Below are 14,797 nucleotides of genomic sequence, written 5' to 3'. Positions count from 1 at the left end.
TTAGAAAAGACAAAGGCATATCGCAAAAGTTAAAAACAAGTTAAAAGAAATTTTTCTACAAGCTAATATTTCCGACTATAGTTTCATCGCTGCTAGAAGAATATTCCGGTTCGCTTTCAATTGTTTTTTCCTGCTGTTTTTTCTGGCTTTGAGAAGAACGTTTCTTTGGGCAGACAAAAAATCCAAAAAGGCTTCCACAAATTCCAGAAGCAAGCTGAATAAAAACAGGAACGCTTTCCTGCATAAACGGCATAAATCCTGAAATCTTTTTTCCGCTGGCAAGAGCAAACGCAAGATAAAGGACAAAAATAAAAATCCATGAAACTGGAAGCTGTTTTTTTATAAACACGGAAAGCACCGAAAGAATTATCATCATAAAAACAATTCCGCCGCATCCAGAAATTCCAAACGTTGAAACGCAAGCTGTCAGCACTCCGCCAACAAGGGAAGTTATAAAAATCATAAGTGCAAGCATAACCGAGCCATAACGTTCTTCCAAAACAGGACCAAGCAAAAGAATGAATCCAGTATTCAAAAAGAAAGAAGTTGAGTTTTCACCGCTGAACGGATAAATAACAAGCTTTGCATAATCCAACGCTGATTTAAAGTCAAACGCAGGAACAGATTTTGCCCCAGGACATTCAAAAATTTTTTCGGAAAGATTGAGCTTAAAAATCAAGTCAGCAATAAAAACCGCCGCCGAAACAACAGAAAAAACAAGAACAACCGGAGAATCAAAAACAACTTTCAAAGAATTTTTCTTAGCCATATTTTAAATATTTCGGCAGATTTCCGCAGAAATTTCAGATTAAAAAAATTACGGTATGCAAGATGAAAAACATCTCGACTTTTATTTAAAGTTAATGTAAAAAAAAACTATATGAACTTGCGCTTGAAATTATTTGACATCGTTTTTATTCTGATTTTTTTAATTGTGATTTTCCTTTCATTTTTCAATTTGTTCAGAAAAAAAAACGAAAAGGCGGCGGAACTTTTTGTGCAAACTCCAAAAGAAAAATTTGTTTACAGCCTTGCAAAAGACGGAATTTATAAATTCAAAGGGCTTTTGGGAGAAAGTTCAATTCAAGTTGAAAACGGAAGAGCAAAATTTATAGATTCACCTTGCGAAAACAAAAACTGCATTCAAAGCGGAGAAATAAGCACAAACGGACAATGGGCTGCCTGCCTGCCAAACGGAATATTTATTACAATAGAAGGAAAAAGCAAACAAAACAGTTTCGATGCGGTTTCAAACTAAAATCCGCAGCAATAATATCAGGACTATCCTTTTGGAATTTTGAAACTTGCAAGATAGCCTTAATATTTTTAGCAATATTTTTTTACAATCTCTTGATAATTTATTTGATTTTTTATATAGTCTAAAGAACGAAACGAAGGCGTTTTGTAAAATGCAGGCTAAGTGTCTGTTTTTTGCAAAGCGTCTTTTTTTTTATGCAAGGGGTTACTATGACTGAAAAAAACAGAACTTTGTATGATCCGTCATTTGAGCATGACGCTTGCGGAATCGGAGCAGTCGTAAACATTGACGGTACGGCGACTCACAAAATCGTGGACAATGCGCTGTGCATAGTTGAAAAGCTGGAGCACCGCGCTGGAAAAGATGCCACCGGCGAGACTGGCGACGGAGTCGGAATTCTTGTTCAGATTTCACACCAGTTTTTTAAGCAGGCGGCAAAGCAGGAAGGAATCGAGTTGAAAGAGGCACGCGACTACGGAGTCGGAATGTTCTTCTTTCCGCAGGACAAATATATCCGCTCGCAGGCGATGAAAATGCTTGAAGTCCTTGCAAAAAAGGAAAACCTCAAATTCCTTGGTTGGAGAAAAGTTCCTGTAAATCCTGATGTTCTTGGTCAGCGCGCAAAAGACTGTATGCCTTGCATAATGCAGTGCTTTATCGAGCGTCCGGAAAATATCAGCCGCGGACTTGACTTTGACCGCAAGCTTTACATTCTGCGCCGCCAGTTTGAGCATTCACATTTGAACACATACATTGCTTCGCTTTCAAGCCGCACAATCGTCTACAAGGGAATGTTCCTTGTTCAGCAACTCAGGACTTTCTACAAAGACCTTCAGTCCGAAGACTACACTTCATCCCTTGCGCTTGTCCACTCAAGATTCAGCACAAACACGCAGCCAAGCTGGCAGAGGGCGCATCCGAACAGATTCATTGCGCATAACGGAGAAATCAACACAATCCGCGGAAACGTTGACAGAATGCTGGCAAGAGAGGAAACTCTTGACTCTCCTGTTTTCAAGGATGAGGAGCTCCGTGAAATTCTTCCTGCTGTAGACGCGACAGGCTCTGACTCCGCAATGCTCGACAACACTTTGGAATTCCTTGTGATGAACGGAATGCCGCTTCCGCTTGCGGTGATGGTCTGCATTCCAGAGCCTTGGAAAAACGATGAGACGATGAGCCAGCAGAAACGCGACTTCTACCATTACTGGGCAACAATGATGGAGCCATGGGACGGTCCTGCGGCGATTCTTTTCAGCGACGGAGATTTTGTCGGAGCGACTCTTGACAGAAACGGACTTCGCCCAAGCCGCTACTATATTACAAAAGACAATATGCTTATTCTTTCTTCGGAAGTCGGAGTTCTTGATATTCCGGAAGAAAACATCGTAAAAAAATCACGTCTTCAGCCCGGAAAAATTCTTCTTGTTGACACTGTCCAGAAGCGTCTTATTTCCGACGAGGAAGCGAAAAAGCAGTACATAAATCTTTATCCTTACGGCGAATGGCTCAACCTGAATCTTTTAAAGCTGAAGGATCTTGTTATTCCGAACAAAAAAATTCCGGTCTACACGCAGGAAGAGCGCGACATAATGTACCGTGCGTTCGGCTGGAACTACGAAGATGTGAACGAGATGATTCTTCCTATGGCGCAGAACGGAGTTGAACCGACCGGAGCCATGGGAATAGACACGCCGCTTGCAGTCATGAGCGACAAGCATCCGCCTCTTTACAATTACTTCAAGCAGCTGTTCGCGCAGGTTACGAATCCGCCGATTGATTCCCTGCGTGAAAAAATTGTTACCGACACGACAGTTTACGTTGGAACAGACGGAAACCTTCTTGAGCCGAAAAGCGCGAACTGCACAGTACTTGAGATAAACAATCCGATTCTGACCGGTGTCGATATGCTCAAGCTCAAGAACCTGAACCGCCCCGGACTGAAAACTGCGGTTGTTTCCCTTTTGTATTATAAGAACACTTCGCTTAAAGAGGCTCTGGACAATATTTTTGTCGCAATCGAGCGTGAATATCACAACGGAAGCAATATAATTATTTTGAGTGACCGCGGAGTTGACGAAAACCACGTTGCCGTTCCAAGCCTTCTTGCCGTAAGCGGAGTTGAGCAGTATTTAATCCGCACAAAAAAGAGAACCGCAATCTCAATCATCCTTGAGTCGGCGGAAGTCAGAAATGTCCATCAGGCAGCGATGTGCCTTGGTTACGGAGCGCGCGCGGTGAATCCTTATCTTGCCCACGAATGCATTGCCGAGCTCATTGACCAGAAGCTTTTGGACAAGGATTATCACACTGCAATCGACGACTACAACAAGGGAATCATAAACGGAATTGTAAAAATCGCCGCAAAGATGGGAATCTCAACAATCCAGTCTTATCAGTCCGCGCAGATTTTTGAGGCAATCGGAATCAGCAAGGATGTAATCGACGAATATTTTACAAACACTGTCAGCCGCGTCGGTGGAATCGGCCTTAAAGAAATTGACGAGGATGTGAACTTCCATCACAACAAGGCATTTGATCCGCTCGGACTTGCCGTGAACACTCACCTTGATTCGGTTGGAAACCACAAACTGCGCCGCGGTCCGACCTGCGAGGATCATCTTTACTCTCCTGAAACAATTATCGCGCTGCAGGAAGCCACCCGCACGGGAAGCTACGAAAGATTCAAGGAATACACGGCCCTGGTTGACGACAACGCGCATCCCCACACTTTGCGCGCAATGCTCAAATTCAGCTTTCCAGAAGGAAAAGAAATCAGCATAGACGAAGTTGAGCCAGTTTCCGAAATTGTAAAGCGGTTCAAGACTGGAGCTATGAGCTACGGTTCAATTTCTGAGGAAGCGCACAGATGCATGGCTTTGGCGATGAACCACTTGCACGGAAAATCAAATTCCGGAGAAGGCGGTGAAAAACCTGAGCGTCTTGGAACTGAAGCAAATTCCGCAATCAAGCAGGTTGCATCCGGACGATTTGGCGTTACAGAAGAATATCTTTTGAGCGCGAAGGAAATTCAGATTAAAATGGCGCAGGGAGCAAAGCCCGGAGAAGGCGGACATCTTCCCGGAAAAAAAGTTTATCCTTGGATTGCGCAGACCCGTTATGCGACTCCAGGTGTTTCTTTGATTTCGCCGCCACCGCACCACGATATTTATTCAATTGAAGATTTGGCTCAGCTGATTTACGACTTGAAAAACGCGAACCGTGCCGCCCGCATTTCCGTTAAGCTTGTCTCAGAGGCTGGCGTCGGAACGATTGCGGCTGGTGTTGCAAAGGCCGGCGCGCAGGTGATTTTGATTTCAGGACACGACGGCGGAACTGGAGCTGCTCCAATTTCTTCAATTCATCATGCAGGACTTCCGTGGGAATTGGGACTTGCGGAAACTCATCAGACGTTGATTCAGAACGGACTTCGCTCGCGCGTTGTGATTGAGACAGACGGAAAACTTATGAGCGGCCGCGATGTTGCGATTGCCTGTCTTTTGGGCGCGGAGGAATTCGGTTTTGCAACAGCTCCTCTTATCACAATGGGCTGCGCAATGATGCGCGTTTGCAACCTTGACACTTGTCCGTTCGGAGTTGCAACCCAGAACAGCGAGCTTAGAAAACGATTTACAGGAAAACCTGAATATGTTGAAAATTTCATGAAGTTCATTGCCGAGGAGTTGCGCGAAATCATGGCAAAGTTCGGCTTCCACAGCATTGACGAAATGTGCGGACATACGGAGCTTCTTGCCCTCAAAGAAAAAAGCGCGTTCCCTAGGGCAAACCTTGTGGACATGAGCAGAATCATCGGCTGGAAAACTCCGGAAGATGCAAAGACACATTTTGAGCCTGCGGACATTTTTGACTTCCAGCTTGAAAAAACTGTAGACGAGGCAAAACTTCTAAAGGCATTTGAAAAGTCAAAGAAAGCAAAGAAGGGCGTTTTTGAACTTTCGGTTTCTTCAACGGACAGAACGGTGGGAACAATTCTCGGCTCAGAAATCCAGAAGAATTTCGGCTCATCGCTTGAAGAAGACAGCTACGTTGTTAACTGCACAGGCGGCGGCGGACAGTCATTCGGCGCGTTCATTCCGAAAGGACTTACACTGAACCTTACAGGAGACGCAAACGACTACCTCGGAAAAGGCTTGAGCGGCGGAAAAATCGTAGTCCACCCTTCAGCAAAGGCAACTTACAAAGCCGAAGAAAATATTATCATCGGAAACGTGGCCTTGTACGGAGCTACAAGCGGAAGCGCGTTCATAAACGGAATTGCAGGCGAGAGGTTCTGCGTAAGAAATTCCGGGGCGGTTGCGGTTGTAGAAGGCTGCGGCGACCACGGACTTGAATACATGACAGGCGGAACTGCTGTAATTTTGGGCGGAACAGGAAAAAATCTCTGCGCGGGAATGAGTGGCGGAACCGCTTATGTTCTGGACGAGAACCATGATTTGTATCTGCGTCTGAACAAGCAGCTTGTTTCCATGACAGAAGTTTCAGACAGCCACGACATTGAAATCATAAAGGACTTGATTCAGCGTCATGAAAAAGAAACCGGCTCGGAGCTTGCAAAGAAAATTCTTAAGGACTTTGATAATTACATCAGGCACTTCAAGAAAATCGTTCCTAATGATTATCAGAAGATGATGACGGAAATCGCAAAGGGCGAAGAGCGCGGTTTGAATCACGATGAAGCAGTCCTTGAAGCTTTTAAAAAGCTCACTGCATAAGAAAAAGTCAGGGGTACACTATGGGTAAAAACGACGGATTTATGATATACAAGCGTGTTGAGGATTCCTGGATTGAACCTTCTTCACGCATAAAAAATTTCAAGGAATTCCACAATCATCTTAACGACAAGGAACGGCGCGAGCAGGCGGCAAGATGCATGAACTGCGGAGTTCCGATGTGCCAGAGCGCAATCAAGCTTGCCGGAATGGTGACGGGCTGCCCTCTCCACAACTTTATTCCTGAATGGAACGACGCGCTTTACAAAGGACAGTACGACATGGCGGCCTGGCGTCTCTTAAAAACTTCAAGCTTCCCGGAATTCACAGGAAGAGTCTGCCCCGCATTGTGCGAGAAAGCCTGCAATTGCGGAAACGGCGGAGACATAAAGGAAGCTGTAACAATCCACGACAACGAACTTTACATAATCGAGAAGGCGTTCGAGTCAGGCTACATGAAGCCTCAGATTCCGAAAGTCAGAAGCGACAAAAAAATCGCGGTAATAGGCTCAGGCCCTGCAGGACTTGCCGTTGCCGACTTGCTGAACCGCCGCGGACATAATGTAACCGTCTACGAGCGCGATGACAGAATCGGCGGACTTCTGATGTACGGCATTCCGAACATGAAGCTAGACAAAAAAATCGTGGAGCGCAGAGTCAATCTTATGAAAGCGGAAGGAGTTACATTCATAACGAACGCCGATGTCGGCCGCAATGTAGATGCCAAACAGCTTCTTTCTGAATACGATGCAGTCGCCTTGTGCTGCGGAGCAAAAAAAGCGCGTCCCCTGTCTGCACAAGGAAGCGACGCGCAGGGAATAATGTTCGCCGTGGACTGGCTCAAGAGCGTTACAAAAAGCCTTTTGGACTCAGACTTCTCAGACAAGAATTTTATTGATCCAAAGGGAAAGCACGTGATAATCCTTGGCGGAGGCGACACAGGAAACGACTGCACAGGCTCAAGCATAAGGCTCGGAGCTGCAAGTGTAACCCAGCTTGAAATGATGCCTTGCCCTCCGGCGGAACGTCAACCAGACAATCCGTGGCCGCAGTGGCCCAAAGTCTTAAAGACAGACTACGGCGCGCAGGAGTCAATTGAAAAGTTCGGGCATGATCCGCGCGTCTACAAAACGACAATCAAGGAAGTTTACCAGAAAAACGGAAAAGTCTGCGGAATAAAAACAGTTCAGGTTGAATTCAAGAACGTGGACGGAAAACGCACTCTCTGCGAAATCGAAGGAAGCGAAAAAGAACTCCCGGCCGACCTGATTCTGATTGCCGCAGGATTTCTCGGCTGCGAGGACTACACCGCAAACGCATTCGGAACACCGCTTTCCGCAAGAAACACAGTCGCAACTTCCAGCGCAAGTTCATACTTCACGGGAATAGACAAAGTCTTTACAGCAGGCGATATGCACAGAGGCCAGTCGCTAGTTGTCTGGGCGATTGCAGAAGGAAGAGAATGCGCAAGGGAGATTGATGAATACCTGATGGGATATTCAAATTTGTAGGGCAAAAACACAGCCGGACTAGCCTAAGTGTTTTCCTTGTGCCAGTTCCGGCTTTTCTCCCAAAATCTCCCGGTAAATCTCCAAATCCTTGTTTCCAAAAACGTTGAAAATCACTTTTTTTGCGGTTGTGGTTTTGTTTTCATCCAGCCAATCTGTTACGGTTTTTACGGCGATTTGGGCGGCGAGCTTTTGCGGAAATCTGAAAACGCCTGTGGAAATGCAGCAGAATGCTAAACTTTCAAGCCCATTTTGCGCGGCAAGGTTCAGGCAGCTTGTGTAGCACGAGGCGAGCTGGATTTTGTCGCGTTCGGTTACACTGGCGTGGATTATAGGACCTACCGTGTGTAGAACGAATTTTGAAGGCAGGTTGAATGCCTGAGTGATTTTCGCGCTTCCTGTTTTTTCAGGAGAGCCTTGTTTTTGCATAATCTCGTTGCACTCAAGCCGAAGCTGAACTCCTGCGAAAGTGTGGATGCAGTTGTCGATGCACGCATGGAGCGGAGCAAAGCAGCCGAGCAAGGCGGAATTCGCTGCGTTCACGATTGCATCCGCGTTCAGAGTTGTAATGTCGCCCTGCCATAGAAAAAGCCTTTTGTCCGCCGGAACATTTTTCAGCGTTGCAATGTCGGTGATTCCGCGCTCTTTGTTGCGTTCCGTTAAGTATTCGTCCTGAATTTTCAAGAACTCGTTGGAAACAGGACGCGGCGGGCGCACGTTCATCAGCGAGCGCAGCAAGTCTTTCTGAGCAACTTCGTCATCTTGCGGCGGAAGTTCAATATTCTTGTATTCAGCTGGAGAGCCCGGCTCGTTCAGAAGATATTTTATGAGCCATTCGCGTCTTTCGGTTTGTGTCATGGTTTGCCTCCAAAATCAGCAATTCGGTCTTTTTGTTTTCCACACTTTTACTTCTTCTATTAGTTCTGCAATCAGCTTTTTCTTTCCTTCTGTGTAGAGTTTGCGGTTATCAGGAAATCTCTTTGCTAATTTCTGTTTGCATTCATCATATTCCGCGGCTTTTTCAGGGAAGGCATTTAGATAGTCCCGGAAATCGATATAATTTTTCCATTCAGTTCCGTTCCATTTGATCACGTGGATATGATGCGTTCGAGTGTCCTTTTTAAAATCGCCTTTTACAAGCAGAAGCTGTCCGGGAACATCTTCTCCGCGAAAAATGTAGTTCTTTTTGTTTAATTCTTCAATGAACGGAAAAACATCTTCCGGATTTTTGACTCCCACGGCAATGTCAATAATCGGTTTTGCGTGAATGGAGGAAACGGCGGTGCTTCCGATATGCTGAATGTCGGTGGCAATATTTTCAAAAATGCATTTTAGTTCAGCAATCGTATTCTCGGCTTCTTTTTGCCAGCCGCTTTGGTGCGCTTCCAGTTTCACCGAACCTCTTTTTAATCCTGTCATGCAAAATCCGCCATCCATGAAATTCCAGTCCATCCTACAAAATATATTCCAGCTGCCGCTCTTTTGTCTTTAGCCCCATTTTCTCGTAGAATTTTTCCGCCGAAGTGTTTCCTGCCCACACGTTCAGTGTTACCTCGTAGCAGCCAAGCCTTTTCGCCTCGTTTTTCACGTGCTCGAAAAGTTTTTCGCCGATGTGCTGGCCGCGCGTGCTTTTGTCAACGCACAAGTCGTCAATAAAAAGCGACTTGAACTGAACCATGTTGTTCGAAAAAGGCTGCTCGCGAATCTGGCAAAAAGCGTAGCCTACGCAAGTGTCGTTCTCGTCCGCGGCAACATAAATCGGCTTCGTCTCGTCCTTTAGCATTTGCGAAAGCTCCGCATTTGTATATTTTGTCGTTCCTGGAATAAAAATGTCCGGCCTGATTTCCGCGTGAATCTGCAGAACCTGTCCAAGCAGGTCGATAATCTTCGGAATGTCATTTTCGTTCGCTCTTCGTATTGTCATTTTTTTGCTCCTGTTAAATTGATTTTTTATTTTTCGGGTGGCTTTTTGCTTCGCTGCGTTCCGCAAAAACCGGGCAATCCGTGGTTCCGGCTTTCGCCTCCATTCCTCCGCTGCGCTTCGGAACGGCTTCGCCGCCACTTCTATCCCTGCCACGAAGTGCAGGCGTGCGCGTGAGCGCACACGTAAATAAACGAGTTTTGCGAAGCAAAATCTCGCAGCATACCGTCAGGTATGCAATCCCTGCCACATTTCTTTTATTATATCAAAAATTTGTCTTTTTATTAAGAAACGCAAAGATTTTATGCTATTAAAAGCACGGAACTTTTTGTGCTTTTCTTCAAGATTTTGTCCGCTGAATTTGTGCTTTTCTTCAAGAAAATTGGCATTTTTTGATTTTTATGAGGAAACCGCCGCTTCTGTAATCCGCATTGTCTTGTATTCCATTCCGTCGGGCGAGACCGCGTCGCGCAGGTTTAGTTTGCCGCTGACTGTGATTTTCTGTCCCGGCTCAATGCCGGCAATCTTCGCGCTTTCAAATTCAAGTCCCTGCGCGCAGCACGCAAGAACATCGGTGATGATGCAGTAGTCGTGCCGTCCGAGAGGCTCGTTGTCGTAGAAAGTTTCAAAAGTTCCAGTCATTCGGATTGTTTTTCCCTCGTATTTTTCTGGCTTCACAACAAGCTGGAAAATAAACGCATATGCAAGGTCGGCGTTCATTTTTGAAAGGTCAATCTCAACGTCGGTTTTTGGCGCGGAGATTTCTTCAAAGCTAGTTCCGTAATAGTCGTAGGATGACGAAGAGGAATCTTGAGCCGAGTCGCTGGAATTTTGCGTCGCGCTCTCAGTGCTTTGCGGGGCAGCATTTTCCGTGCCGCTGCTGTAGCTGTAGTAATTGTCATAGTTGCCGGAAGTGGCATTCTGCTGCCTGCTGTCAGATGATTCTTCCTTGATTTTTTCTTCTATTATATTGGCAACTTTGTTTCTCTTTGGAAGTCCGCCTGCGCTGTAGGATTTTTTCGCCGAGCATGATGAGGCTGCAATCAAAATCAAAATCAAAGCGGCAGTCTGAATCTTTTTCATAAAAATCTCCCGGCAACGCAATGAAGTGCGAAAATCATTATGTCGATTATCACGATTGTGGCTCCAACCGGCGTTGAAAGAACAATCGAAATCATAATTCCCAAGAACGATGAGAATGCGCCAAGGGCGGCGGAATAAATCACCGTGGACTTGAAGCTTTTCATAACGCGCATTGAGCTTAAAGGCGGAAAAACAAGAATCGCCGTTATCAGAAGCGAGCCTACAAGATTCATCGCAAGCACAATCACAACGGCTGTAATCACGGCAATTAAAATGTCGTAAATGCCCGCGAATCTGTCTTCCGTGCGCAAAAAGTCCGGGTCAAAAGTCGCTGAAAAAATCCTGTTGTAGAAAAAGACGAAAGCGGCAATCGTAACGCAGGAAATCAGAACCGAGACCGCGACCTTGCCTTTTGTGAGAGTGAGAATCGAGGTTGAGCCGAAAAGCGTTGTGCAGACATCGCCTGAGACATTCGCCGAAGTTGAAAAAACGTTCATCACAAGATAGCCGAATGCAAGCGCGCCCACGGAAATCATCGCAATCAGCGAGTCCGACTGCACTTTTCTTTTTTTGTCCATGCAAAGAAGAAAAACCGCGCAAAGAACCGTAACCGGAATTGTAAAAAGGCTGTCGCTCACAAGCTTCATCGTAACGGCAACCGAATATGCTCCGAACGCGGCGTGAGAAAGTCCGTCTCCAATAAGCGAGTAGCGGCGAAGGACAAGAACTGTTCCCAAAAGCGACGCGCACAGAGAAACAAGAACGCCGACAATCAGCGCGTATCTAACAAACGAAAATGAAAGGTAATAAGAAAGTTTTTCAAGAATTTCCATCGAAGTCTCCAGTGTTTCCAGTTTTTTCAGCCGCGTTTTTCATCAGATTTGACAGACGATGCGCCTTTGCAAAAATCCGCGCGGGTTTCAAACTGGACTTTTCCGCCTCTGAACGAAAGAATGTGCGATGCGTAATCAATGCAGTCCAAATCGTGGCTCACCATTACAACGGAAAGCCCTTCATTGTTCAGTTTTTCCAAGATGGCGTAGAATTCCTTTGCGGCGGCCGGGTCAAGCGCGGAAACAGGCTCGTCAAGAAAAATCAGTTTTTTTGCGGCGCACAAGGCACGTGCAAGAAGAGTCCGCTGCTGCTGTCCGCCTGAAAGTTCCGTAAAACGCCTATGCGAAAGGGAAGCGATTCCGACTTTTTCCATCTGCTCGTCCGCAATCAGTTTCTGCGCCTTTCCGTAAAAAGGTCGGTTTTTAAACTGCCCGAGCGTTCCAGAAAGCACAATCTCGCGCACAGAAGCCGGAAAATCCGCACTTACAGAAAGTTTCTGCGGAAGGTAGCCTGTCTCGTTTCGGCAAAGTCCGTCTCCAAACAAAATCTCTCCGCTGATTTTTTTCTGAAGCCCAACAAGAGTTCTCATAAGAGTTGTTTTTCCGCTGCCGTTTTCACCTAGAATGCAAACGTAGCTTCCTTTTTCAACGGTAAAACTCACCGGCGGCGAAACTGCCTTTCCGTCATATCCGACCACAAGATTCTCGCAAGAAATGTACGCCATTTTTTCCTCCTCAGCAGCTTTTCCAGAAGTCTATAAATTCAAGCATGAACTGTTGGATTCCGCCGAACCACTTCCGCTGAAAACGGCAGGCGTTTTTTCCTATGTAGTGGAAGTGCCAGCATTCCCAGCGGTAGCCGGTAACATCTTCATAGCCTTTTGGAAACGAAAGAGACCAGCCGTAATCCGCGGCGTTTTTATAGACCCATTGCCCCATCTGAGTCTTGTCAAAGTCGTCAGAAATCGAGCCGAAGTCAACTGCTGTTCCAAGCTGATGCTGGCTTGTTCCGGGGCGTGCGCTTTCTCGTTCAGCCTGTTCAAGTCCGTCCACGCTTACGTAGTGGTTAAAAAGATTTTCCTGATAAGAATAAGAGCGGTAGGCGGAGCTTACCAAGAGCCTGATTCCGTCATTCAATGCGGCCTGCGCCATTTCATTTAAAGCGGAATAGGCTTCCGAGCGGATTTTCATTCCAGCTTTGTTCAAGTCAAAAAGGCTGTTTTTTTTCAAAGAAACCAAGTCTTTCGGCACGTAGGAGGAAGGCACGGCGTGGTTTTTGTCAATTAAAAAGAAAAGGCTTTTGTCGTCCGCACGGAATGTCTTTTCCTCCTCAAGAATTTCGTGAAGGTCTTTTAAAAATTCCGCCTTGTTTTCTTCTGCAACACAAATGGCTTCTTTTGCCCTGCCGGACATTTTCTGAAAAACTCTGCCGAACTTTTCTTCTTCCGCAGATGAAATTTTTGCAGCCGGCTTTGAAGACTGGGCATAAGCTTTTTTTGCGCAGCCTGCAAGACAAAAAATTCCTGCAACCGCAAAAATCTCCAAAAGTGTTTTTTTAGTCATAAGAAACCTCATTTCTAGACAAAAATTTCAAGAAAAAGTAGGCGCAGGTTTTATTTTACGAAACCGACGCAAAAAGTTGCAGCGGTCATTTCGACAGGCTCAATGGCCGGACGAACTCAATGACCACCGCAACCAAATTTTTACAGGAATGGGGATGTCTAATAAGTTCTAAATGTCATTGTCGTACTTGATACGACAATCTCTAAATGATTGCAATATATGCATTTAGATTTTCGGGTCAAGCCCGAAAATGACAGAAAAGATACTTTTGGGACATCCCCGTGCTTCTATCCCTAAGCTAAAATAAGCTAGAACTAGTTCAAAGCCTCTTTTAGAACGGAAAGGTTTTCTGTCATTGTGTCAAGATAGTTTTTTCCGCCCTTGATGTCTTTCTGGTTCACAGACTGCAATGAGTCCATCTTCAAAACCTTCTGGTTCTTTTTTGATGTATTCTGAATTACAGTGCGCGCGATTTTTCCGTTTGAATTTTCAATTGTAAGAACACTGCCAAGTCCAAGCTCGTCAACTTTCTTCGCAAGGAAAATCACTGTCTCAAAGCTAGCCTCGCTTTCCGCGCTGCATCCTACAAAAGCCGCATAATATTTAAGGCCGTAGTCGTCAGCAAGATAGCGGAACGGGAATCTGTCGCCAAAAAGAATTGTCTTGAACTTTGAGGAAGCTACAGTTTCAGAATATTTTTTGTCCAAAGCGTTGAGCTTTTCAACATAACTCTTTGCATTAGCCGCGTAAACAGAAGCGTTTTTTGGGTCAAGCTTTTCAATCTGGGAAGCAATCGCATTTGTAAGAACAGCGGCATTCTTGACAGAAAGCCAGACGTGCTCATCGTATTCAATTTCGTCATGCTCGTGGTGATGTCCGTGCTCATCTCCGTCCTCATCGTGGCTGTGTCCGTGTCCTGCCAAATGCTCGCAGATTTCCTCGCCGCTCATGCTTGCAGGGAAGAATGTAGGGAAAGAATTTTCCGGGTCAACAATCGCGTCAAAGCTCTCGTTGCTCATTCTGATGTGGAAATGCTCCGCAGCCGCACTCTCAATCATGTGGTCGTTGAATTCAATGAAAAGCGGCGCGCCTGATTTCTTGTTCTTTGCGACAAAGCGGTACATCGCGGCCTTTGTTCCTGTTGACCAGTTCTGAATGTAAAATCCGACATTTTTGTATTTTGAGCTTACTTTTCTTCCGTCAGCATAAGTGAATTCGATTTTGTCTTTCTTTATGCTGATTTTTGAGATGTCAGTTTTGTATCCTTTCTGATAGTAAGCCTTGTATTCTGCGGCGGTCATTTTTCCTGATTCAGCCTTTTCCTCAAAAGCCTCGTCCAAAGTTCCGTCAAGCGCAAGAGGATAAGCCGACTGCCATTCGCCTGCCCAGTCAGAAAGATTTCTGCTTTTAACCTCGCTGTCCTCAAAAGTTGAAACTTCCTTGCCGTGGTCGTGGTGATGTCCTTCTTCGCCGTGCTCATGAGAATGCTCTGTTTCCTGCATTCCTTCCACAACTTCCTCTTCCTTTACGCGCTCTCCAAGAACTTCCATCATGTTGACTGGAACAAGATTCTTGTTCTTCGCTTCCTTTAGAACGCCGCCAACCCAGCCGTCGCTCTCGCCGCCAACGTAGATGAACATATCGCTTGCGGAAATTTTTGCGATGTCGGAAAAACTCGGCTGGAACGAATGAAGGTCAGTTCCCTTGTCAAGAAGAAGCGTAAGGTCAAAGTCTTTCGCCTTGTCTCCAAGAATCTCGCGGCACCAGTCGTACTGCGGAAAAGTCGTACAGACAATTGATTTTTTTTCTGCAGAAAACGCGCCTGCCATTCCAAAGGCAAGCATCGCTCCTAAAGCCAAAAGTTTCGTTATCTTTTTCATTTTTTTTCTCCAATAAAATCC

Annotated in this window: 13 protein-coding genes; 3 read left to right on the top strand and 10 right to left on the bottom strand. The window is 45.7% G+C overall.

From position 1 onward, the window contains the following. Positions 1 to 55: 55 nt before the first annotated feature. The gene (locus B3209_RS04715; protein ID WP_296690001.1) at positions 56 to 769 is read right to left on the bottom strand and encodes a rhomboid family intramembrane serine protease; all 714 of its coding nucleotides are present in this window, start codon (positions 767 to 769) and stop codon (positions 56 to 58) included. 111 nt (positions 770 to 880) lie between these two features. Here B3209_RS04715 and B3209_RS04710 point away from each other — a divergent pair, with 111 nt between their 5' ends. The 3 genes from B3209_RS04710 to B3209_RS04700 all read left to right on the top strand — a co-directional run bounded on the left by B3209_RS04710 (position 881) and on the right by B3209_RS04700 (position 7,499). Beyond that, positions 881 to 1,258 carry a NusG domain II-containing protein gene (locus B3209_RS04710; RefSeq protein ID WP_296664777.1) on the top strand — a complete coding sequence of 126 codons (378 nt, stop codon included), beginning with the start codon at positions 881 to 883 and terminating at the stop codon, positions 1,256 to 1,258. Between the two features lie 209 nt (positions 1,259 to 1,467). Then, entirely contained in the window at positions 1,468 to 5,991 is a 4,524-nt protein-coding gene (gene gltB, locus B3209_RS04705; RefSeq protein WP_296664779.1) for a glutamate synthase large subunit, read from the top strand. Between the two features lie 20 nt (positions 5,992 to 6,011). Next, positions 6,012 to 7,499: a glutamate synthase subunit beta gene (locus tag B3209_RS04700; RefSeq protein ID WP_296664781.1), complete on the top strand. Its 1,488-nt coding sequence runs from the start codon at positions 6,012 to 6,014 to the stop codon at positions 7,497 to 7,499. 18 nt (positions 7,500 to 7,517) lie between these two features. Here the strand turns inward: B3209_RS04700 and B3209_RS04695 are convergent, their stop codons facing one another. The 9 genes from B3209_RS04695 to B3209_RS04655 all read right to left on the bottom strand — a co-directional run bounded on the left by B3209_RS04695 (position 7,518) and on the right by B3209_RS04655 (position 14,776). Then, positions 7,518 to 8,354, bottom strand: coding sequence for a protein-ADP-ribose hydrolase (locus B3209_RS04695; RefSeq protein WP_296664783.1), 837 nt, complete (start codon positions 8,352 to 8,354; stop codon positions 7,518 to 7,520). 15 nt (positions 8,355 to 8,369) lie between these two features. Continuing rightward, positions 8,370 to 8,915, bottom strand: coding sequence for a GrpB family protein (locus B3209_RS04690; protein WP_296664785.1), 546 nt, complete (start codon positions 8,913 to 8,915; stop codon positions 8,370 to 8,372). A 34-nt stretch (positions 8,916 to 8,949) separates the two neighbouring features. Beyond that, complete coding sequence (locus B3209_RS04685) at positions 8,950 to 9,420, bottom strand: GNAT family N-acetyltransferase (RefSeq protein WP_296690000.1); 471 nt, start codon at positions 9,418 to 9,420, stop codon at positions 8,950 to 8,952. Between the two features lie 13 nt (positions 9,421 to 9,433). After that, a complete protein-coding gene (locus tag B3209_RS04680; protein WP_296689997.1) occupies positions 9,434 to 9,667 on the bottom strand; it encodes a hypothetical protein in 234 nt (77 codons plus the stop codon). A gap of 149 nt (positions 9,668 to 9,816) precedes the next feature. Continuing rightward, complete coding sequence (locus B3209_RS04675; RefSeq protein WP_296689996.1) at positions 9,817 to 10,500, bottom strand: hypothetical protein; 684 nt, start codon at positions 10,498 to 10,500, stop codon at positions 9,817 to 9,819. After that, positions 10,497 to 11,333, bottom strand: coding sequence for a metal ABC transporter permease (locus tag B3209_RS04670; protein ID WP_296689994.1), 837 nt, complete (start codon positions 11,331 to 11,333; stop codon positions 10,497 to 10,499). The genes B3209_RS04675 and B3209_RS04670 overlap by 4 nt, the downstream gene beginning before the upstream one ends. A 26-nt stretch (positions 11,334 to 11,359) precedes the next feature. Then, positions 11,360 to 12,058, bottom strand: a complete 699-nt coding sequence (locus B3209_RS04665; protein WP_296689991.1) for a metal ABC transporter ATP-binding protein — start codon at positions 12,056 to 12,058, stop codon at positions 11,360 to 11,362. 10 nt (positions 12,059 to 12,068) lie between these two features. Beyond that, positions 12,069 to 12,896 carry a M15 family metallopeptidase gene (locus B3209_RS04660; RefSeq protein WP_296689989.1) on the bottom strand — a complete coding sequence of 276 codons (828 nt, stop codon included), beginning with the start codon at positions 12,894 to 12,896 and terminating at the stop codon, positions 12,069 to 12,071. 314 nt (positions 12,897 to 13,210) lie between these two features. Then, positions 13,211 to 14,776 (bottom strand): metal ABC transporter solute-binding protein, Zn/Mn family, encoded by a 1,566-nt coding sequence (locus B3209_RS04655; RefSeq protein WP_296689987.1) that lies wholly within the window; start codon positions 14,774 to 14,776, stop codon positions 13,211 to 13,213. Between the last annotated feature and the right edge of the window lie 21 nt (positions 14,777 to 14,797).

The sequence above is a fragment of the Treponema sp. UBA6852 genome, assembly GCA_002449305.1.
GTDB lineage: Bacteria > Spirochaetota > Spirochaetia > Treponematales > Treponemataceae > Treponema_D.
This window is presented reverse-complemented; position numbering and strand designations above follow the sequence as displayed.